21 protein-coding genes are annotated in these 21,203 nt (G+C 59.9%); 10 read left to right on the top strand and 11 right to left on the bottom strand.

From position 1 onward, the window contains the following. Positions 1–197: 197 nt before the first annotated feature. The 3 genes from fabA to IB250_RS22655 all read left to right on the top strand — a co-directional run bounded on the left by fabA (position 198) and on the right by IB250_RS22655 (position 2,453). Positions 198–713: a 3-hydroxyacyl-[acyl-carrier-protein] dehydratase FabA gene (gene fabA / locus IB250_RS22665; RefSeq protein ID WP_018926285.1), complete on the top strand. Its 516-nt coding sequence runs from the start codon at positions 198–200 to the stop codon at positions 711–713. A gap of 11 nt (positions 714–724) precedes the next feature. Continuing rightward, positions 725–1,945 (top strand): beta-ketoacyl-ACP synthase I, encoded by a 1,221-nt coding sequence (gene fabB / locus IB250_RS22660; protein ID WP_123495910.1) that lies wholly within the window; start codon positions 725–727, stop codon positions 1,943–1,945. Positions 1,946–2,264: 319 nt separating this feature from the next. Next, positions 2,265–2,453 (top strand): hypothetical protein, encoded by a 189-nt coding sequence (locus IB250_RS22655; protein WP_192345651.1) that lies wholly within the window; start codon positions 2,265–2,267, stop codon positions 2,451–2,453. Between the two features lie 66 nt (positions 2,454–2,519). Here the strand turns inward: IB250_RS22655 and IB250_RS22650 are convergent, their stop codons facing one another. From IB250_RS22650 to IB250_RS22615, 8 genes are all read right to left on the bottom strand, one after another. Then, positions 2,520–3,062 carry a DUF2058 domain-containing protein gene (locus IB250_RS22650; RefSeq protein WP_123495908.1) on the bottom strand — a complete coding sequence of 181 codons (543 nt, stop codon included), beginning with the start codon at positions 3,060–3,062 and terminating at the stop codon, positions 2,520–2,522. Between the two features lie 28 nt (positions 3,063–3,090). Then, positions 3,091–3,924, bottom strand: coding sequence for a nucleoside triphosphate pyrophosphohydrolase (gene mazG, locus IB250_RS22645; protein ID WP_192345650.1), 834 nt, complete (start codon positions 3,922–3,924; stop codon positions 3,091–3,093). Positions 3,925–4,048: 124 nt separating this feature from the next. Then, positions 4,049–6,292, bottom strand: a complete 2,244-nt coding sequence (gene relA, locus IB250_RS22640; RefSeq protein WP_192345649.1) for a GTP diphosphokinase — start codon at positions 6,290–6,292, stop codon at positions 4,049–4,051. Positions 6,293–6,420: 128 nt separating this feature from the next. Beyond that, the gene (rlmD, locus tag IB250_RS22635) at positions 6,421–7,773 is read right to left on the bottom strand and encodes a 23S rRNA (uracil(1939)-C(5))-methyltransferase RlmD (protein ID WP_192345648.1); all 1,353 of its coding nucleotides are present in this window, start codon (positions 7,771–7,773) and stop codon (positions 6,421–6,423) included. Next, a complete protein-coding gene (cysM, locus tag IB250_RS22630) occupies positions 7,773–8,675 on the bottom strand; it encodes a cysteine synthase CysM (protein ID WP_007899067.1) in 903 nt (300 codons plus the stop codon). The genes rlmD and cysM overlap by 1 nt, the downstream gene beginning before the upstream one ends. Positions 8,676–8,782: 107 nt before the next feature. Further along, positions 8,783–9,799 carry a PDDEXK nuclease domain-containing protein gene (locus tag IB250_RS22625; protein ID WP_192345647.1) on the bottom strand — a complete coding sequence of 339 codons (1,017 nt, stop codon included), beginning with the start codon at positions 9,797–9,799 and terminating at the stop codon, positions 8,783–8,785. A gap of 182 nt (positions 9,800–9,981) precedes the next feature. After that, positions 9,982–11,412: a sensor histidine kinase gene (locus IB250_RS22620; protein WP_192345646.1), complete on the bottom strand. Its 1,431-nt coding sequence runs from the start codon at positions 11,410–11,412 to the stop codon at positions 9,982–9,984. Then, positions 11,399–12,121 (bottom strand): response regulator transcription factor, encoded by a 723-nt coding sequence (locus IB250_RS22615; protein WP_192345645.1) that lies wholly within the window; start codon positions 12,119–12,121, stop codon positions 11,399–11,401. Before IB250_RS22615 ends, IB250_RS22620 begins: the two co-directional genes overlap by 14 nt. 215 nt (positions 12,122–12,336) lie before the next feature. On the opposite strand from IB250_RS22615, the gene IB250_RS22610 reads away from it, so the two are divergent. From IB250_RS22610 to IB250_RS22595, 4 genes are all read left to right on the top strand, one after another. Beyond that, positions 12,337–15,087, top strand: a complete 2,751-nt coding sequence (locus IB250_RS22610; protein ID WP_192345644.1) for a response regulator — start codon at positions 12,337–12,339, stop codon at positions 15,085–15,087. A 210-nt stretch (positions 15,088–15,297) separates the two neighbouring features. Beyond that, positions 15,298–16,287 carry a 2-hydroxyacid dehydrogenase gene (locus IB250_RS22605; protein ID WP_192345643.1) on the top strand — a complete coding sequence of 330 codons (990 nt, stop codon included), beginning with the start codon at positions 15,298–15,300 and terminating at the stop codon, positions 16,285–16,287. 210 nt (positions 16,288–16,497) lie between these two features. Beyond that, on the top strand, positions 16,498–16,932 hold the full coding sequence (locus IB250_RS22600; protein ID WP_007899088.1) for a hypothetical protein: 435 nt from the start codon (positions 16,498–16,500) through the stop codon (positions 16,930–16,932). Continuing rightward, entirely contained in the window at positions 16,932–17,336 is a 405-nt protein-coding gene (locus IB250_RS22595) for an META domain-containing protein (protein WP_008074973.1), read from the top strand. The genes IB250_RS22600 and IB250_RS22595 overlap by 1 nt, the downstream gene beginning before the upstream one ends. A 127-nt stretch (positions 17,337–17,463) precedes the next feature. On the opposite strand, the gene IB250_RS22590 is transcribed toward IB250_RS22595, so the two are convergent. Beyond that, positions 17,464–17,931, bottom strand: coding sequence for a TlpA family protein disulfide reductase (locus IB250_RS22590; RefSeq protein WP_192345642.1), 468 nt, complete (start codon positions 17,929–17,931; stop codon positions 17,464–17,466). 114 nt (positions 17,932–18,045) lie between these two features. Between IB250_RS22590 and arsC the strand changes: the two genes are divergently transcribed. Genes arsC through IB250_RS22575 form a run of 3 tightly spaced genes read left to right on the top strand, consistent with a single transcriptional unit; the run spans position 18,046 to position 19,419 of the window. Continuing rightward, complete coding sequence (arsC, locus tag IB250_RS22585; RefSeq protein WP_192345641.1) at positions 18,046–18,399, top strand: arsenate reductase (glutaredoxin); 354 nt, start codon at positions 18,046–18,048, stop codon at positions 18,397–18,399. Further along, positions 18,396–18,992, top strand: a complete 597-nt coding sequence (gene wrbA / locus IB250_RS22580) for an NAD(P)H:quinone oxidoreductase (RefSeq protein WP_008011647.1) — start codon at positions 18,396–18,398, stop codon at positions 18,990–18,992. The genes arsC and wrbA overlap by 4 nt, the downstream gene beginning before the upstream one ends. Position 18,993: 1 nt before the next feature. Further along, entirely contained in the window at positions 18,994–19,419 is a 426-nt protein-coding gene (locus tag IB250_RS22575) for a DUF2069 domain-containing protein (RefSeq protein ID WP_192345640.1), read from the top strand. Positions 19,420–19,510: 91 nt separating this feature from the next. Here IB250_RS22575 and IB250_RS22570 read toward each other — a convergent pair whose 3' ends face one another. Then, the gene (locus IB250_RS22570; RefSeq protein WP_063342855.1) at positions 19,511–20,185 is read right to left on the bottom strand and encodes a DNA-3-methyladenine glycosylase I; all 675 of its coding nucleotides are present in this window, start codon (positions 20,183–20,185) and stop codon (positions 19,511–19,513) included. 131 nt (positions 20,186–20,316) lie between these two features. Beyond that, positions 20,317–21,141 (bottom strand): tRNA 2-thiocytidine(32) synthetase TtcA, encoded by an 825-nt coding sequence (gene ttcA / locus IB250_RS22565; protein WP_192345639.1) that lies wholly within the window; start codon positions 21,139–21,141, stop codon positions 20,317–20,319. Positions 21,142–21,203: the final 62 nt, after the last annotated feature.

Raw genomic sequence — 21,203 nt, 5'->3', positions numbered from 1 at the left:
GTCTTAGGCACCCGAACAGGCCCGAAAAGGGGCTTGAATAATAATTTCAGTGCACAAGTGTACATTCATGTCCTTGGTGCTGTGACTTTCACCACAACGCAATAGTCTATGAGTAGGCTGCTGACTCGAGGCATGAACGCTTCGATCGGCCGGGAAGATTCGCCCCACCCTGCCGCATGGACTATTGAGGAGCTCGCATGACCAAACAAAACGCCTTTACTCGGGAAGACCTGCTGCGCTGCAGTCGTGGTGAGCTGTTCGGCCCAGGTAACGCGCAACTGCCCGCCCCGAACATGCTGATGGTCGATCGAATCACCTTGATCAGCGAAGAAGGTGGCAAGTACGGCAAAGGTGAATTGGTCGCCGAGCTGGATATCACTCCGGACCTGTGGTTTTTCGCCTGCCACTTCGAAGGTGATCCGGTGATGCCGGGCTGCCTGGGTCTCGACGCCATGTGGCAACTGGTCGGCTTCTTCCTCGGCTGGCAAGGTCTGCCGGGCCGCGGTCGCGCCCTGGGTTCCGGCGAAGTGAAATTCTTTGGCCAGGTACTGCCGACCGCCAAGAAAGTCACCTATAACATCCATATCAAACGTGTCCTGAAGGGCAAGCTGAACATGGCTATCGCCGATGGTTCGGTGACCGTTGACGGCCGCGAAATCTACACCGCCGAAGGCCTTCGGGTCGGCGTTTTCACCTCCACTGACAACTTCTAAGGGTTATTCGCATGCGCCGCGTCGTTATCACTGGTCTGGGCATCGTTTCGTGCCTGGGCAATGACAAAGAGACCGTCTCCGCTAACCTGCGTGCAAGCCGCCCTGGCATCCGGTTCAACCCGGAATATGCTGAAATGGGTCTGCGTAGCCAGGTTTCCGGCTCCATTGACCTTCCCCTCGAAGAGCTGATCGATCGCAAGATCTATCGCTTCGTCGGCCATGCGGCGGCTTACGCCTACCTGGCCATGAAAGATGCCATCGCAGACTCCGGCCTGACCGAAGAGCAGGTTTCCAACGTGCGTACCGGCCTGATCGCCGGTTCCGGTGGCGCGTCGACCTTGAACCAGATGGAAGCGCTGGACATCCTGCGCGAGAAAGGCGTCAAACGCGTAGGCCCGTACCGCGTCACGCGGACCATGGGCAGCACCGTTTCGGCTTGCCTGGCGACGCCGTTCAAGATCAAGGGTGTGAATTACTCGATCTCCTCCGCGTGCGCCACCAGTGCTCACTGCATCGGTAACGCTGTGGAGCAGATCCAGTTGGGCAAGCAGGACATCGTGTTCGCCGGCGGCGGTGAAGAAGAACACTGGAGCCAGTCGTTCCTGTTCGACGCCATGGGCGCATTGTCCAGCCAGTACAACGAGACCCCGGAAAAAGCTTCCCGTGCCTACGACGCCAAGCGTGACGGTTTCGTCATCGCCGGCGGTGGCGGCATGGTCGTGGTCGAAGAGCTGGAACACGCTCTGGCCCGCGGCGCGAAGATCTACGCGGAAATCGTTGGCTACGGCGCGACCTCCGACGGCTACGACATGGTCGCCCCAAGCGGCGAAGGCGCCATCCGCTGCATGCAGATGGCCATGGCCACCGTCGACACCCCGATCGACTACCTGAATACCCACGGCACCTCGACTCCGGTCGGCGACGTCATGGAAATGAAAGGTGTGCGTGAAGTGTTCGGCGACAAGGCTCCAGCCATCAGCTCCACCAAGAGCTTGTCGGGTCACTCCCTGGGCGCCGCCGGCGTTCACGAAGCGATCTACTGCCTGCTGATGATGGAAGGCAACTTCATGGCGGGTTCCGCCAACATCGACGAACTGGACCCGGAAGTGGCAGACATGCCAATCCTGACCAAGACTCGCGAAGACGCCACCATCAACACCGTGATGAGCAACAGCTTCGGCTTCGGTGGCACCAACGCCACGCTGGTACTGAAGCGCTGGGCCGGTAAGTAATACCTCCCCCGCTACGCTGCACACAAAAACGCCCCGACTGGTTCGGGGCGTTTTTGTGTGCCTTGAAAATGACCTCACCGTCGCTCCCTTGTAGCAGCTGGCGTGTCGACCGCGGTTTTTTTGCCTCTTGAACATGAAACATTTGTCATGAAACTCAATGGCCTGCGACTGAATGTCGCGTATTTCGCGGGCTGCAGGACTTTTGCCGATTCTGCAAGAATGGGTTGCCTAACTCTGCCGTTTACTTAGCCAGCTAACAAAACATATAACGGAGGCCTGCACACGCCTTGCTGCAGATAACAGAGATTGGAGCTAGCAGATGACTGTAAAAGTAACTGAACGCGACGATTCACATATGTCCCATGAAGGCATCGCCGCCGGTATCCGCATCTGGGATGTACATCAACAAGACCTGTTGGTCGGGATGTTTCACTCCGAGACCGAAGCCCATAAATACAAGGCCGAACTTGAAACACAGGAGCAGCAGCGCGAAGCGCGTTCTGCATAATGACCGCATTGAAAACGACAAACCCCGCCATGAGCGGGGTTTGTCGTTGTTGCAGTCTCTAACGGCTTACCACATCAGATCGTCAGGAATCTGATAGGCCGCGTACGGATCGTCTTCGGCGCTGACTTCTTCTGTCTTCACATTCAGCTGCACGATGCGCTGTGGATCGCGCTCCTGAATCTTCAGGGCCGCTTCACGAGGGATCACTTCGTAACCGCCAGCGTGATGCACGATCGCCAGCGAACCGCTGCTGAGCTTGTTGCGCATCAGCGTGTTGACGGAGATACGCTTGACCTTCTTGTCGTCGACGAAGTTGTAGTAGTCCTCGGTGGTCAGCTTGGGCAGGCGCGAGACTTCGATCAATTGCTTGACCTGGGCGGCGCGGGCCTTCGCTTCGGCCTTCTCCTGCTGCTGACGGTTCAGTTCCTGGTCGCGCTTGACCTTCTCGGCCATGGCTTCCTGAGCGGCACGCTGCTGGGAGTCATCGAGTTCAATCTGACCTTTGTGGGCCAGACGTTGCTGCTTCTGCTTCTCTTTGCCGACCTGTTTGGCCTGCTTTTGGTTGACCAGCCCTGCTTTGAGCAACTGGTCGCGAAGGGAAAGGCTCATGGTGCTTATTTCTCACTTAGGCAACTGCTCAACCGCAGCTGGGCAAATTCTTTTCCTGACGTTTGGCTTCGCCCCACAAGGCGTCCAACTCTTCGAGGGTGCAATCTTCTATGGGACGGTGGGTGTCGCGCAATGCCTGTTCGATAAATCGGAAGCGTCTTTCAAACTTTGAGTTCGCGCTGCGCAGTGCGGTTTCCGGATCGACCTTGAGGTGTCGCGCCAGATTGACCACGGAAAACAGCAGGTCGCCGACTTCATTGGCAATCGCCGTCGAGTCATTGTCGGCCATGGCTTCGAGCACTTCATCGAGCTCTTCGCGAACCTTGTCGAGTACCGGCAAGGCGTCCGGCCAGTCGAAACCGACCTGCCCTGCGCGCTTCTGCAGTTTTGCCGAACGGGACAGCGCCGGCAACGCAGCAGGCACGTCGTCGAGCAAGGACAACTGCTGCGGCGCCGAAGACTTCTCGGCGCGCTCTTCAGCCTTGATCTCTTCCCAGCGTTGCTTGACCTGCTCTTCATTCAGACGCGGGATGTCCAGCGGCGCATACAGATCACCGGTGGGGAACACGTGAGGATGACGGCGGATCAGTTTGCGCGTGATGCTGTCGACCACGCCATCGAACTCGAAACGCCCTTCTTCCCGGGCCAGCTGGCTGTAATAAACCACCTGGAACAACAAATCGCCCAACTCACCCTGTAAATGATCGAAGTCCCCGCGCTCGATCGCATCGGCGACTTCGTAGGCTTCTTCCAGGGTGTGGGGGACGATGGTCGCGTAGGTTTGCTTGATGTCCCACGGGCAGCCGTATTGCGGGTCGCGCAGACGGTTCATCAGGTGCAGCAGGTCTTCAAGGCTGTACATCAATCATGTCTCATCACAAAAACCTGTGGGAGCGAGCCTGCTCGCGATAGCGGACTTGCAGGCAACACAGATGTTGACTGAAATACCGCCATCGCGAGCAGGCTCGCTCCCACATTGGTCATCTTCACGGTGTGCGGTTACGGCGGGTTTCGATGATGTTCGGTAACTGGGAAATCCGCCCCAGCAACCGCCCCAGCGCATCCAGCCCCGGAATCTCGATGGTCAGGGACATCAACGCCGTGTTGTCCTCTTTGTTCGAACGGGTGTTGACCGCCAGCACATTGATCCGCTCATTGAGCAGCACCTGCGACACATCACGCAGCAGACCGGAACGGTCGTAGGCGCGAATGATGATGTCCACCGGATAGGTGAGCACCGGCACCGGGCCCCAGCTGACCTGGATGATCCGCTCCGGCTCACGCCCGGCCAGTTGCAGCACCGAGGCGCAGTCCTGACGGTGAATGCTCACGCCACGGCCCTGGGTGATGTAACCGACGATCGCATCCCCCGGCAGCGGCTGGCAGCAGCCGGCCATTTGGGTCATCAGGTTGCCGACGCCCTGGATCTGAATGTCACCACGCTTGCCCGGTTTGTAGCCGGTGGCTTTGCGCGGGATCAGTTCCAGCTGTTCGTTGCCGCGTTCCGGCTCGACCAGTTGCTGCGCCAGATTCACCAATTGCGCCAGGCGCAAATCGCCTGCGCCCAATGCAGCGAACATATCCTCGGCGGTCTTCATGTTGGCCTTCTCGGCCAGCTTGTCGAAGTCCACCTGCGGCAGGCCGAGGCGATTGAGTTCGCGCTCGAGCAAGGTTTTACCGGCCGCGACGTTCTGATCGCGGGCCTGCAATTTGAACCAGTGAACGATCTTCGCCCGCGCCCGCGAGGTGGTGATGTAGCCCAGGTTCGGGTTCAGCCAGTCGCGGCTCGGCGTGCCGTGCTTACTGGTAATGATCTCGACCTGTTCACCGGTTTGCAGGCTGTAGTTGAGCGGTACGATCCGCCCGTTGATCTTGGCGCCGCGGCAGTTGTGACCGATTTCGGTGTGTACGCGGTAGGCGAAGTCCAGCGGTGTCGCGCCCTTCGGCAAGTCGATGGCGTGACCGTCCGGGGTGAAGATATAGACCCGGTCCGGCTCGATATCGACCCGCAGTTGTTCGGCAAGGCCACCAATATCGCCCAGCTCTTCGTGCCACTCGAGCACCTGACGCAGCCAGGAGATTTTCTCTTCATAGTGGTTCGAGCCGGACTTGACGTCGGTGCCCTTGTACTTCCAGTGCGCGCACACGCCCAGCTCGGCTTCTTCGTGCATGGCATGGGTGCGGATCTGCACTTCCAGCACTTTGCCTTCAGGGCCGATCACCGCGGTGTGCAGCGAGCGGTAGCCGTTCTCTTTCGGGTTGGCGATGTAGTCGTCGAACTCTTTCGGGATATGCCGCCACAGGGTGTGGACGATGCCGAGCGCGGTGTAGCAGTCGCGCATTTCCGGCACCAGCACGCGAACCGCGCGCACGTCGTAGATCTGGCTGAACTCCAGACCCTTGCGCTGCATTTTGCGCCAGATCGAATAGATATGTTTGGCCCGACCGCTGATGTCCGCATCGACGCCAGTGGCCTGCAACTCTTCTTTGAGTTGGGTCATCACGTCGGCGATAAAGCGCTCGCGATCCAGCCGTCGCTCGTGGAGCAACTTGGCGATCTGCTTGTACTGGTCAGGCTCAAGATAGCGGAAGGACAAGTCCTCCAGCTCCCACTTGATGTGACCGATACCGAGGCGGTGGGCGAGCGGCGCGTAAATGTCGAACACTTCACGGGCTACGCGGTTGCGCTTCTCGTCGTCGGCGGTTTTCACCGCGCGGATCGCGCAGGTGCGTTCAGCCAGTTTGATCAGCGCGACGCGCACGTCGTCGACCATGGCCACGAGCATTTTGCGCAGGTTTTCGACCTGGCCTTGAGTGCCCAGCACCATGGATTGACGGGGGCTCAGGCTGGCGCTGATCGCCGCCATGCGCAACACGCCGTCGATGAGTTTGGCGACCACCGGACCGAAGCGTTGGCTGACCGCCGGCAACTGGATCTGGCCTTCGCGCACGCCGCGGTAAAGCACGGCTGCGACCAACGAATCCTGGTCGAGTTTGAGGTCGGCGAGAATCTCGGCGATCTCAAGGCCCGTGCGGAAACTCGAGGTCCCTTCGGACCACAGATTCTTCGCCGCATTGGCTTGTTGTTCGGCCTCGCGAGCGAACTCGCAGGCTTCCTTCAAGGCTTCGCGATCCAGTGCCAGATCGACACTGACCGCATGATCGAGCCAAGCCTCGAGGTTGATACTGCCGTCAGTATTGATCGGCTGGTGTGCTCTCACCTGTACCATCTTGCTTTACCTTCCCTACGACGCAGATTCAATGCGTCAAATCGCTGACCTTCGCTGCCCGTGTGCACTCGCGGGGCTAAGACGAATGCGCTTTGCACGAGCGGGTCAGTCGGACCAGACGAGCCGTCCTAGCTCGCTTCAAATAACGCCATGGCCTCGACATGTGCCGTCTGAGGAAACATATCGAGAATCCCGGCACGTTTTAACCGGTAGCCCTGCTTGATCAATTCGACTGTGTCGCGCGCCAGCGTTGCAGGGTTACACGACACATACACCAATCGTTTGGCGCCCAAAGACGCCAGCTTGCGCACCACCTCAAAAGCACCGTCGCGAGGTGGGTCCAAGAGTACCGCACAAAAGCCTTCATCGGCCCATTCGGCATCGGCCAAAGGCTGGGATAAATCGGCCTGAAAAAACTTCGCGTTATGCAGATTATTGCTGACAGCATTCGCGGCGGCACGCTCGACCATCGCCTGCACCCCCTCCACCGCCACCACTTCGCGAACGGTTTTGGCCAGCGGTAAAGCAAAGTTGCCCAACCCACAAAACAGGTCCAGAACCCGCTCATCAGATTTCGGTGCCAACCACGCCAACGCCTGGGCCACCATCGCTTCGTTGACCCCGGCGTTGACCTGAATGAAATCTCCCGGCCGATACGCCAGGTTCAAGTCCCACTGCTCAAGGCGATAGCCCAGCGACTGATCGGCCTCGACCGGTTGCGGCTCGCCGTCGCCATGCAGCCACAACTGGGCTTCATGGAACGCGCAGAAGTCCTTGAGGATGGTCATGTCGGATTCGGACAACGGCGCCATGTGCCGCAGCAATACCGCCAATGACGAACCGCTGAACAACTCCACATGCCCCAACGCCTGAGGTTTGCTCAAGCGCCGCAGCATCTCCGGCAAGCGGGTCATGATCGATTGCAAGGGCTGTACCAGCACCGGGCATTCGTTGATGGCGACGATGTCCTGACTGCCGGCAGCACGGAAGCCGACTTCGAGTTTTTTCGCTTTCATGTCCCAACGCACCGCCACTCGGGCGCGACGACGGTAGCCGAATTCCGGACCGCTCAACGGCGCTGCCCACTCTTCAGGTTCGACACCGGCAACCCGCGACAATTGCTCGGCGAGCATGCGCTGTTTCAGGGCGAGCTGTTCGTTGTGGGGCAAATGCTGCACGCTGCAACCGCCGCAGCGAGCGGCATGAGCGCACGGTGCCGGGCGGCGCAATTCACTGGCCTGGAACACGCGCTCGGTGCGCGCCTCGACCACTTTGCCGTGGGCACCCAAGACCCGCGCCTCGACGTCTTCACCGGCCAATGCGCCGATGACGAACCACGTGCGACCTTCGAAAAACGCGATACCGCGACCGTCATTGGCCAGGCGCTCGATGGTCAAGCGCTGCTTTTTGCCGGTCGGGACTTGCGGGGCCTTGCTGCCGCCTGTGGGCTGGAAGCGCAGGCCTCTCTCTTGCCTGGCCATCAGTTGGGCGCGTCGAAAATGCCGGTCGACAAGTAACGGTCGCCACGGTCACAGATGATCGCGACGATCACCGCGTTTTCAACTTCTTTGGACAGGCGCAGCATCGCCGCCACGGCACCGCCCGAAGACACACCGCAAAAGATGCCTTCTTCGCGTGCCAGACGACGGGTCACGTCTTCGGCTTCGCTTTGCGCCATGTCGACGATCCGGTCCACGCGCTCGGCCTGGTAGATCTTCGGCAGGTATTCCTGCGGCCAGCGACGGATGCCCGGAATCGCCGAACCTTCCATCGGTTGCAGCCCGATGATCTGCACGTTGTCGTTCTGCTCTTTCAAGTAGCGCGAAACGCCCATGATGGTGCCGGTGGTGCCCATCGAGCTGACGAAATGAGTGATGGTGCCTTCGGTCTGACGCCAGATTTCCGGACCGGTGGTGGTGTAGTGCGCCTCGGGGTTGTCACCGTTGGCGAACTGATCCAGCACCTTGCCACGACCTTCGGCTTCCATTCGCTGGGCGAGGTCGCGAGCGCCTTCCATGCCTTCTTCCTGGCTGACCAGAATAAGCTCGGCGCCATAAGCCGTCATGGCGGCTTTACGCTCGGCGCTGGAGTTGTCCGGCATGATCAGGATCATCTTGTAACCCTTGATCGCCGCAGCCATGGCCAAGGCAATCCCGGTGTTGCCCGAGGTTGCTTCGATCAGCGTATCGCCGGCGTGGATCTGCCCGCGCAATTCGGCACGGGTGATCATCGACAGCGCCGGACGGTCCTTGACCGAACCCGCCGGATTATTCCCTTCGAGCTTGAGCAAAAGGGTATTGCTGGTGGCGCCAGGCAGGCGCTGCAAACGGACCAGCGGAGTGTTGCCGACGCAATCGGCGATAGTTGGGTACTGCAAGGTCATGGCGTATTCGCAATCCAGACTGCGGGGGCGCCTATCATACCGGCAAACGTGCGCAGGCCATATCACGCAAAGTAAGGGGCTTATGGCGAATGGGAATAAGAGGAAGATTACCCGCTCTTCTCCTGCTCAAAATCCAGCGCATAAAACTCATGCAATTTAGCCTGCAACAACTGCTTGTCCGGCAGGCGAGTCTGGTATTCGGCAATTAACGCTGGCGACAGGCTACGGTTAAGGGCGTACTCGACCACCTCGTCATCCTTGCTGGCACAAAGCAACACACCAATGGCAGGATTTTCGTGGGGTTTGCGCTCATTGCGATCCAGCGCTTCCAGATAGAAATCCAGCTTGCCCAAATACTCCGGCTCAAACCGACCGACCTTGAGCTCAATGGCTACCAGACAGTTGAGCCCACGATGGAAGAACAGCAGATCCAGGGCGAAATCACGCCCACCGACTTGCAGCGGGTATTGGGAGCCGACAAAGCAGAAGTCACGACCCAGTTCGATCAGAAATTCCTTGAGACGCGCCAGCAGCCCCTTATGCAGATCGGTTTCGGCATGGCCGCCGGGCAGGTCGAGAAACTCGACCATGTAGGCATCGCGGAAAATCTCAAGCGCCGCAGGGTGAGTATGTCTTAGCACTGCGGAGGTTTTTGCCGGTTGGGTCACGCTACGCTCGAACAGTGCAGTTTTGAACTGACGCTCCAACTCGCGCTTCGACCACTTCTCCTGAACCGCCATTCGTAGATAAAACTCCCGCTCTTCCGGGAGTTTGCCCTGACTGAAGATGACCAGATTATGGGTCCAGGGTATTTGTCTCACCAGCGGTGAGACTTTCTCGTCACCCCGGTAAGTCTCGTAGAACTGACGCATGCGGAACAGATTGGGGCGAGTAAAACCACGTAACCCTGGTTGAGTCTGGGCCAGATGCTCAGCCAGTTGGCTGACCACAGAATCGCCCCATTCGGCCTTTTCCAGCTTGCGACTGATATAGGCACCCACCTGCCAATACAGCTCAATCAGCTGGGTATTCACCGCCTGCATGGCTTGCTGTTTGGCATCTTGAATCAACGCAAGCACTTCATTGAAACGGTCGTCGGTTGCGGGGACGCTGAATGCATTCATGCCAAACTCCTTGAGGACGAGGAAAAACGCGAGTCTATTCCGTCGAATCAGGCATAAGGTGTCGGCAATACCCTTTAGGAAAGGTCGTACAAATAAACGGGAACGCTCCGGCAAAAGCTGAACGACGGTGGCTGGAAGAGCCGCATCGCGAGCAGGCTCGCTCCCACAGGAGTCGAGGTTGATCACACAATGTGTGGCAGACACACATCAACTGTGGGAGCGGGCTTGCCCGCGATGGCGTCATCACTAACACCGTCATCATCCGCCAATAACCGCATATTCAACCGCAACCCTGCCCCGCTGTTTTCCGCCCATAGATGCCCCCCCTGCCGCAGCACCGCATTCCTCGCAATGCTCAACCCCAACCCAAATCCACCATCCCCCGGCCGCGAACCATCAAGCCGGATGAACGGCGAGAAGATCCGTTCAAGATCCTCGTCCGCCACTCCACCGCCCTCGTCCTCCAGCCACAGGTGCCAGAAGTCGCCATCGCGCCGACCAGCGAGCGTCACGACACCTCCCGCAGGTGAATGACGAATGGCGTTGCGCAGTATGTTTTCCAGCGCTTGGGCCAGGGTATTGAGATGGCCGCGCACCCAGCAGGATGCATCTACCGCGCAGTGCAACTGACTCGCCGGCCAGCCACTTTCATAGCAGGCGTTTTCCGTGAGCATTTCCCACAAGGCCTGGACCTGGATCGCTTCATCGAGCAACGGCGCGCGCTCGGTGTCGAGCCAGGCGAGTTGCAGGGCGTCCTCGACCAGACGTTGCATGCCGTCGACTTCCCGGCCAATGCGTTCGCGCAATTGCCCCAGGTCTTGCTCGCTTTCGCTGGCCACCCGCAGCCGGCTCAGTGGCGTACGCAATTCGTGGGACAGGTCGCGCAGCAATTGTTGTTGCAGAGCCACCGTGCTTTGCAGGCGCTCGGCCATGTGATCGAAGGCCCTGCCCAGTTCACCCAATTCATCCGAGCGGTTGGTGGTGCGGCTCGATAAACGCACAGTCAGTTGGTCGGCGCGCCAGGCGTTGGCCTGCTCGCGCAGGCTGTTCAGCGGGACGACCAGCAATCGATACAGCCCCACGCACAGCAGCAGCGTGAACAGCCCGGGAATCACCCCATTGGTGATCACCCGCCAAAACACCCGGTAGCGTCCTGGCATAAAACGCTGAGGCAACTCGATCACCAGGCTGCCGGCAGACGGGTCATTGGGAAACGGGATCTTCAGCCACGGCCGGCCCTGGTGGCGCCGACTCACCGGCCAATCCAGACCGCGCAAAAAGGTCAGGCGCTGGATTTCCTGATGGGTCAGCGGGTAGTTGCTCAGGGATTGCAAGTCGCCACCGATGACACCGACCCAAGTCGACTCGCGCTCGCCGACACGCGGCAACCAGGCATCAATGCCTGCGCTCTGCTGTTCGTTCCACGCCCGCTCCGCCTCGGCGGCGTAGCGCGTCAGGCTGCCCCGGGCCTCGTCGGACAGGAACAGGTTTTTCTTTTCCATGTAGCGGCCCCAGGACCAGCTCAACCAGATCATCAGCAGACAGAACGCTACCAACAGGCAAGCCAGTTTCCAGAACAGTGAATGCTTGCCCGGCACGTCAGACCATTTCATCGGCCGCACTCAATACATACCCCTTGCCCCAGACAGTACGCACTTCACGCTCGGTGTAACCGATGGCCTTGAGCTTGCGGCGAATCTGGCTGATGTGCATGTCGAGGCTGCGGTCATGGGGCGCATAACCGCGCTGCAGTACCTGCTGATAAAGGAACGCCTTGCTCAGTACTTCATCACCGTTGCGATTCAATGTATCCAGCAACCGATATTCGCTGCGAGTCAGGCCGGCCGCGTGTTCGCCCAAAAAGACCTCGCACCGTTCATCGTCGAAATGCAGGTTGTCCATCGCAGGGGCAATCGATGCCGGCGCTGGCCGCCGATCGAGCGCCACCCGCCGCAGGATCGCCTCGATGCGTACCCGCAGCTCGGCCATGCTGAAAGGTTTGGGCAGGTAATCGTCGGCACCGAGGCGAAAGCCACTGATGCGATCCGCCTCCGCCCCCAGCGCCGACATCAGCACCACTGGCGTGGAGTGACTCTGGCGCAGTTGGGTCAGCACCGCCAGGCCATCCAGCCCCGGCAACAGAATATCCATCAACACCACATCGAAGGCTTGCCGGCGCGCAATGGCCAACCCTTCCTGGCCGTTCTGACACCAGGTCACCTGAAATCCACAGCGCCCCAGATGCTCATGGACATAAGCACCGAGCACCAGATCGTCTTCGATGGAGAGGACGCGGGGGGGAACAACGGAGATGGGAGTCATGAGTATCTGCAAATAATTCTCAGTTGCCGATTATTCAAGATCGCCTCGCCAGGGGCAACCCATGGTTTGCTCCCCAAGACCAAAGCGCGGAACTGGCCGACGAATGACGACATCAATTTTACGAAGATTGCCCGCATGCAAATCGCTACACTGCGCAGGTGGCGCGTGCCGGACGCATGTGCAGGTCAATAAACAGCTGGATGCGGGAGAGATGCGTGCTCAAGAAACTGGGAATTAAAGGCCGCGTGCTGTTGCTGACCCTGTTACCGACCACCCTGATGGCGCTGGTTCTGGGCGGCTATTTCACCTGGATGCAGCAATCGGACCTGCAATCGCAACTCATGCAGCGCGGCGAAATGATTGCCGAACAGCTGGCACCGCTGGTGGCCCCGGCCATGGGTCGCAAAGACAACGACCTGCTGGAACGCATCGCCACCCAGTTCCTGGAACAAACCGACGTGCGCGCGGTGACTTTCCTCGCCCCCGACCGCACTCAGCTGGCCCATGCCGGCCCGACCATGCTCAATTCGGCGCCTTTGGGCAACGGTTCACAGCTGCTGCGCCGCAGTGGCAATGACGCCACGCGTTACCTGCTGCCAGTGTTCGGCAAGCACCGCAACCTGGCCGGCGACCTTATCCCCGATGAAGCCGACCGTCTGCTGGGCTGGGTCGAACTCGAGCTGTCGCACAGTGGCATGTTGCTGCGCGGTTACCGCAGTCTGTTCGCCAGCCTGCTGCTGATCGGCGGTGGCCTGGTCGGTGCGGCGCTGTTGGCGTTGCGCATGGGCCGGACCATCAACCGGCCATTGAGCCAGATTAAACAAGCCGTGGCACAGCTCAAGGACGGTCACCTGGAAACCCGCCTGCCGCCCCTCGGCAGCCAGGAGCTGGATGAACTGGCGTCCGGCATCAACCGAATGGCCGGAACCCTGCAGAACGCTCAGGAAGAATTGCAAAACAGCGTCGACCAAGCTACCGAAGACGTGCGTCAGAACCTGGAAACCATCGAGATCCAGAACATCGAGCTGGACCTTGCGCGCAAGGAAGCCCTGGAGGCGAGCCGGATCAAGTCCGAGTTCCTGGCCAACATGAGCCATGAAATCCGCACGCCGCTCAACGGCATTCTCGGCTTCACCCATTTGCTGCAAAAAAGTGAATTGACCCCGCGCCAGCTCGATTACCTGGGCACCATCGAAAAATCCGCGGACAGCCTGCTGGGGATCATCAACGAGATTCTCGACTTCTCGAAAATCGAGGCCGGCAAACTGGTGCTCGACCATATTCCGTTCAACCTGCGCGACCTGCTGCAAGACACCTTGAACATCCTTGCCCCGGCTGCCCACGCCAAAGAGCTTGAGCTGGTGAGCCTGGTTTATCGCGATACGCCATTGTCGCTGGTGGGCGATCCGCTGCGACTCAAGCAGATCCTCACCAACCTTGTGAGCAACGCGATCAAGTTCACCCGCGAAGGCACCATCGTCGCCCGGGCCATGCTCGAAGAAGAGTATGAAGACAGCGTGCAACTGCGCATCAGCATTCAGGACACCGGCATTGGTCTGTCGAACCAGGACGTGCGCGCCTTGTTCCAGGCCTTCAGCCAGGCCGATAACTCGCTGTCCCGACAACCTGGCGGCACCGGCCTGGGACTGGTGATTTCCAAACGCCTGATTGAACAAATGGGCGGCGAGATCGGCGTCGACAGCACACCGGGCGAAGGCTCGGAATTCTGGATCAGCCTGAGCTTGCCCAAAGCCCGCGACGACGCCGAGGACCTGCCCGGCCCACCCTTGCTCGGACAGCGGGTGGCGGTGTTGGAAAACCATGAGCTGGCACGTCAGGCCTTGCAGCATCAACTGGAAGACTGCGGCCTGGCAGTCACGCCGTTCAACACCCTCGAAAGCCTGGCCAATGGCGTGACCGGTGCCCATCAGACCGATCAGGCCATCGGCCTGGCGGTGCTCGGTATCACCAGCAACGACATGCCGCCAGAGCGCCTCAACCAGCATATCTGGGACCTCGAACACTTGGGCTGCAGAGTGTTGGTGTTGTGCCCGACCACCGAACTGACGCTGTTCCACCTCTCGGTGCCCAACCCCCACAGCCAGCTGCAGTCCAAACCGGCCTGCACGCGCAAACTGCGTCGGGCCCTGTCCGATATGGTCAACCCTCGCCAGCAGCGCAGCGACCCCGGCGAGCCGCTTTCGAGTCGCGCACCGAAGGTCCTTTGTGTCGATGACAACCCGGCCAATCTGCTGCTGGTGCAAACCCTGCTCGAAGACATGGGCGCCAAAGTGCTCGCGGTGGAAAGCGGTTACGCCGCGGTCAAGGCCGTACAGAACGAGACCTTTGACCTGGTGCTGATGGACGTCCAGATGCCCGGCATGGATGGTCGCCAAAGCACCGAAGCCATTCGTCAGTGGGAAAGCGAACGGCATTGCACACCACTGCCGATCGTCGCCCTCACCGCCCACGCGATGGCCAACGAAAAACGCGCATTGCTGCAAAGCGGCATGGATGACTACCTGACCAAACCCATCAGCGAACGGCAACTGGCGCAGGTGGTGTTGAAATGGACCGGCCTGGCGTTGCGCAATCTGGGACCGGAGCGCTCCAGCGAAAGCAACAACGATAATGACTTGCAGGTGCTTGATCACGACGAAGGCCTACGCTTGGCGGCGGGCAAGGCCGATCTGGCGGCGGACATGCTGGCAATGCTGCTGGCCTCCCTGGAGGCCGACCGCGAGGCCATCCGCGTCGCTCGTGAAGCCAATGACCAGAACGCGCTGATTGAGCGAGTCCATCGCCTGCATGGGGCGACCCGTTACTGCGGCGTCCCGCAATTGCGCGCCGCCTGCCAGCGCAGTGAAACCCTGCTCAAGCAACAGGACCCGAAAGCCCCCGGCGCGCTGGAAGAACTCGAACGAGCCATCAATCGCCTGGCGGCCCATGCGCGTATCAATGCCTGATGCAGCGCAATAACACGGAGTGCCTGGAAGGCTAAGCTCAAATACATTCTGTGTAGCAGCTGCCGAAGGCTGCGTCCGGCGGCGAAGCCGTCGTTAAATCAGGCACCGCAATCGTTCAGGTAAACCGCGGATGCAGGTTTTACGACGGCTTCGCCGCCGAACGCAGGCTTCGCCAGCTGCTACAGGATTTGAGACTTCCAGGAGGACAGCATGCGCACGCTTCTTTTCAGCAGCCAGACCTACGACCGCGACAGTTTTCTGAGCGCAGACCTGCCCGCCGGCATCGAGCTGTATTTCCAGCCAGCACGACTGAGCCTCGACACGGCGGCGCTGGCGGAGCATCACGAAGTGGTTTGTGCCTTCATCAATGATGACCTCAGTGCTCCGGTACTCGAACGCCTGGCCGCGGGTGGCACACACCTGATCGCCCTGCGCTCGGCCGGTTACAACCATGTCGATCTGGCGGTAGCGAAGCGCCTGGGGTTGGCGATTGTGCGGGTTCCGGCCTACTCGCCTCACGCGGTGGCCGAACACGCGGTGGCGCTGATTCTGGCGCTCAACCGCCGACTGAACCGTGCCTACAACCGTACCCGCGAGGGCGATTTCAGCTTGCACGGGCTGACCGGTTTCGACCTCGTGGGCAAAACCGTCGGCGTAGTCGGCACCGGGCAGATCGGCGCGACCTTCGCGAAAATCATGAACGGCTTCGGCTGCCGGTTGCTGGCCTGTGATCCTTACCCGAACCCGCAGGTCGAAGCGCTCGGCGCGCGCTACCTCAGCTTGCCGCAACTGCTGGCCGAGTCGCAGATCATCAGCCTGCATTGCCCGCTCAACGAACAAAGCAAACACTTGATCAACAGTGAATCACTGGCGCACATGCAGCCCGGCGCGATGTTGATCAATACCGGGCGTGGCGGTCTGGTGGACACCCCGGCGCTGATCGACGCGTTGAAGGACGGCCAATTGGGCTATCTGGGGCTGGATGTTTATGAAGAGGAGGCGCAGCTGTTCTTCGAGGATCGCTCCGACTTGCCGCTGCAGGACGATGTGCTGGCGCGTCTACTGACCTTTCCGAATGTAATCATCACCGCGCACCAAGCCTTCCTCACGCGCGAAGCCCTGGGCGCGATTGCCGCAACCACCCTGCAGAACATCGCGGCCTGGGCGGCCGGTTCGCCACAGAATCAGGTCGAGAGCTGATCGGTCAGGATTTGGACAAAAGGATCATCAGTTTCAGCCAGAGTTCCACCGGCCGCGGCCCGTCGGGTGCCGGTGCCGGGATCTCGACCTGATGCAAAAGCGGCATTGTGCCATGACTCGGTAGGTCATTTGAACCAGATCGAAGGTTACATGCCCGCGCCATGCTGCGTTCATGCCCGTGCTAGCATATCGCGCATATTTGGAGGACCCATGGTCGAACACGATTTTCGCTATAGCCTGATGAACCCGCAACACACCCTCACCGAATGCCGCGCCCTTGTGCCGGGGCGTTATCAAGTCACCGGCAACGGCGGCTCGATTCGTAATAACGACGTGTTGGTAGTGACCCTTAAAGGCAGCAAGGACTTGTCCATGCGCCTGACCGTCGAAACGGTTCGCCACTTGATCAACCCGCCGGGCCAATGGGTCGCGGTGGCCAGTGGTCCGGTGTTCGGCGAATTGGCGATCCACACCTGGAAGGTCAACTGCGACAGCTGCGCCAAAGAGCTGAGCTTTGAATTCGCGGTCGACGCCAAGCTGGGCAACAAGGCGGAAAAACCGGCGGCCACTGCACGGATTGCCGAGCTGGGCTGGGCCACCGTTGCCGACAAGCACCTGTGCAAGAAGTGCCAGGAGCCTGCGTGATGAAACGCCTTGCTCTGACCGCCATGGCCGGCGCCAGCCTGTTGGGCTGCGCCGCCGAGCCGGTGCAATTGCAACACAACCGCAGCTACATTCTGGAATGGATCGGCGAGCGTCCGCTGATGGACTACAGCCATCTGACCATCACCCTCGATGAAGATGGTCGGGCCTATGGCAATGGCGGCTGCAACCACTGGTTCGCGCCGTATACCCTGCAAGGCGACAAGCTGAGCTTCGGCAAGATCGGCAGCACCCGCAAAATGTGTGCGCCAGCGTTGATGGAGCAGGAAAAACGCTTCCTGCAGGCGCTGGAAAACGTCCAGCGCTGGGACGTTTCACCGATCGACCAGATGCGCTTCTGGCCGGCGCAAGGCAAACCGTTGCGTTGGTGGCTTGAAGAGGGTTGATCCTCTCGCTCCGATCGTTCCCACGCAGGGCGTGGGAACGATCAGTGAATTGCTTTTCGTAGGAGCCAGGCTTGCCGGCGAAGGCGCTCCAAAGTACGCCTTCGCCGGCAAGCCTGGCTCCTACAGATCAATTTTTAGCCTGCAACGCCTCAAGCTTCGCCATCACCCCCGCCGCCGTCTGCTCGCCCATCAACTGTTCCCGCACCTTGCCCTTGTCATCAATGATGTAAGTCACCGGCAACGCTTCACTGCGCGGTAATTCGAAAAGGTCGGCCGGGTCCTGGGCCAGCACGGTGAAGGCGATCCCCAGTTTCTCGCTGGCACTTTTCAGCTCTTCGCCCTGCACATTGTCGAAGTTGACCCCGAACACACCGATCTTCTTGCCCTTGAGCTGTTCGGCCAGCACGTTCAACTCGGGAATCTCGGTACGGCACGGGCCACACCATTCGGCCCAGTAATTGAGCACCAGCCATTGTTTATCCAGACGTTCGGCGGCGACTTTATGGCCATTTTGGTCGGTGCCATAGTCGTTGCCGCAGCCCCCCAACAATAACGCCCCCATGATCGCCAATGCCGCTGCCAGTCGCCTTGTCATGTCTCGATCCTTGTCAAAAATGGAATGCACCTGCGACCCATCGCCTCCCAAGGTTCTGGATTACGCGCCGCCCAGTTAGAATAGCCGCCACCTTACGCAAGATGCGACCCGCACATGACCGATCTGACGCTTTATCACAACCCGCGCTGCTCGAAATCCCGCGGTGCGCTCGAACTGCTTGAAGCCCGTGGCCTGGCCCCGACCGTGGTCCGCTACCTGGAAACCCCGCTGGACGCCGCGCAAATCCAGAGCCTGCTGAGCAAGCTTGGTATCAGCGCCCGGCAATTGCTGCGCACCGGCGAGGACGAGTACAAAACCCTCAACCTGGCCGACAGCACCCTCGGCGAGGCGCAATTGATCGCTGCCATCGCCGCGCACCCGAAACTCATGGAGCGGCCGATTCTCGAAGTCGGCGACAAAGCCATCATCGGCCGTCCGCCGGAGAATGTGCTGGAGTTGCTGCCGTGAGTGCCCCGTACATTCTGGTGCTGTATTACAGCCGCAGTGGCTCGACCAATGAAATGGCCCGGCAGATTGCCCGTGGTGTCGAGCAGTCCGGTATGGAAGCGCGCCTGCGCACCGTGCCGGCGATCTCCACCGAATGCGAAGCCGTGTCGCCGGACATTCCCGATGAAGGCGCGCTGTACGCCAGCCTCGACGACCTGAAAAACTGCGCCGGCCTGGCCCTCGGCAGCCCGACCCGGTTCGGCAACATGGCCGCACCCTTGAAGTACTTTCTCGATGGCACCAGCAATCTGTGGCTGACCGGCGCCCTGGTAGGCAAACCGGCCGGGGTCTTCACCTCCACCGCGAGCCTGCATGGCGGCCAGGAAACTACGCTGCTGTCGATGATGTTGCCGTTGCTGCACCACGGCATGCTGATCACCGGCCTGCCTTACAGCGAGTCGGCGCTGCTGGAAACCCGCGGTGGCGGCACGCCTTATGGCGCCAGCCATCACGCCGGGGCCGATGGCAAAAGCGGTTTGAATGAACACGAAGTTGCGCTGTGCCGCGCCTTGGGCCTGCGGTTGGCGAAGACTGCGCAAAAGTTGGTGAGCTGAAATGGCCAAAAAGCCGAAGATTCTGCCTTCCATTGAATGGCTCGAACCGCGAGTACGGGCGATGCGCGTCATCAGCCTGCTGTGCTTTTTCGGTCTGGTGGGACTGCTCTGCGCCTACTACCTGATATTCGCCGACCTGCATGGCGCGCGGCCGTGGGTGATTCTGCTGATCGAACTGGTGCCGCTGCTGTTGCTGGCGCCGGGGATGATCGTTGGCAGCGCCCGCGGGCATTCGTGGATGTGTTTTGTGGTGAACCTGTATTTCATGAAGGGCGCATTGGCCGCGTACGACCCGAACCGCCAGCTGTTCGGTTTACTGGAAATGGGCGCGAGCCTGGCGGTGTTCTGCTCGGCAATGTTGTATGTGCGGTGGCGATTTCAGTTGAACCGCAAGTTGGCGGGTGAAGGCGAGACCAGCGTCGCCTGAACTGACGCCTTCGCGGGCAAGCCTCGCTCCTACAAGGGCACCACCATTCCCCGTAGGAGCGAGGCTTGCCCGCGAAGGCCGCGACTCGGTCTCAATGATTCACTGTGTAAGCCAGCATCATCGAAATCTGGCTCATCGGCCGCCCTCCGCTCTCTTCGTGCCACTGGTTGAACGCATTTTGCACCGTGGCCATGTCCCGCAGGCTGGTTGGCACCTTGTCGACAATCTTCTGCGCACTCAGCGCTGCCACCACGTCATAGCTCGGCACGAACGTGTCCTTGCCGACCATGCGCAAGAATCGCGGTGCCGATAACCCGCCCAACTGATGCCCGTGTTTTTTCAGGTAGGTCCACAAGCCGACAATATCGGTCACCGGCCATTCGGCGATCAACGCGCCAAAACTGCCCTTCTCATGGGCCACGTCCAGAATGAACTGTGCATTGCGCGGCACGCTCTTGAGCTTGCCCAGGTGGCGGATGATCCGCGCGTCCTGCATCAGGCGTTCCAGGTGTTCGGCGCTCATCAGCACGACTTTTTCCGGGTCGAACTTGAAGAACACCTCTTCGAACGCCGGCCACTTGGCGTCCACCAGGCTGTGCTTGAGCCCGGCGCGGAATACCCGCAGCGCCATGGTCGAGAGGTAGCGGTCGTCGCTGATCTTGCGCAATTGCGCCGGGGTCTTGGGAACGGGCAGATGGGCTTCCAGTTCAGCCGCCGAACCGAAGCGGTTCAGACAGTATTCGTGCAGCCACTTGTAGTCGCGCATGCCCTTTCCTGATGAGTAAGTGAATAGACTCATGTGGGAGCCAGCCTGCTGGCGATAGCGGAGGGTCAGTCAACAATGATGTGTCTGACCCACCGCTATCGCCAGCAGGCTGGCTCCCACAGTGATTGTGTTTAGAGGTTTACAACGTTGACGAAGCGCGAAGCGGCGGTTTCGTCAATCTTGAGGTTGGTGAAATCGAACAGGTTGCGATCCGCCAGTTGCGACGGGATCACGTTCTGCAAGCTGCGGAAAATGCTTTCGGTACGGCCCGGGGTCTTGCGTTCCCACTCCTGCAGCATTTCTTTAACCACCTGGCGTTGCAGGTTTTCCTGGGAGCCGCAGAGGTTGCACGGGATGATCGGGAATTGTTTGAAGTCCGAGTAAGCCTGAATGTCTTTTTCGTTGCAGTAGGCCAGCGGCCGGATCACCACGTTGCGTCCGTCATCGGCGCGCAGCTTCGGCGGCATGGCCTTGAGCGAGCCGTTGAAGAACATGTTCAGGAAAAATGTCTCGACGATGTCGTCGCGGTGGTGACCGAGGGCCATTTTGGTCGCGCCGATTTCATCGGCAAAGGTGTAGAGCGTGCCGCGACGCAGGCGCGAGCACAGCGAGCAGGTGGTCTTTCCCTCAGGAATAAGCTCCTTGACCACCGAATAGGTGTCTTTCTCGACGATGTGGTACTCGATGCCCAGTTCTTTGAGGTAAGCCGGCAGCACGTGCTCGGGAAAGCCTGGCTGCTTCTGGTCCATGTTCACGGCCACGATATCGAACTTGATCGGGGCGACCTTCTGCAAATGCATCAGCACGTCGAGCATGGTGTAGCTGTCTTTGCCACCGGACAGGCAGACCATGACCTTGTCGCCGTCTTCAATCATGTTGAAATCGGCGACAGCCTCACCCGCCTGGCGGCGAAGGCGCTTTTGCAGTTTGTTCTGGTTGACCGTAAGAGTGCCCATGACGCGAAATCCGTGAGGTGTGACGAAAGGCCGGCATTTTACGCAAAAACCCTTTCGGGGCG

The organism is Pseudomonas sp. PDM09, assembly GCF_014852305.1.
GTDB lineage: Bacteria > Pseudomonadota > Gammaproteobacteria > Pseudomonadales > Pseudomonadaceae > Aquipseudomonas.
Note: the sequence above shows the minus strand (reverse complement) of the source record. Positions and strands in the feature narration are given on the sequence as shown.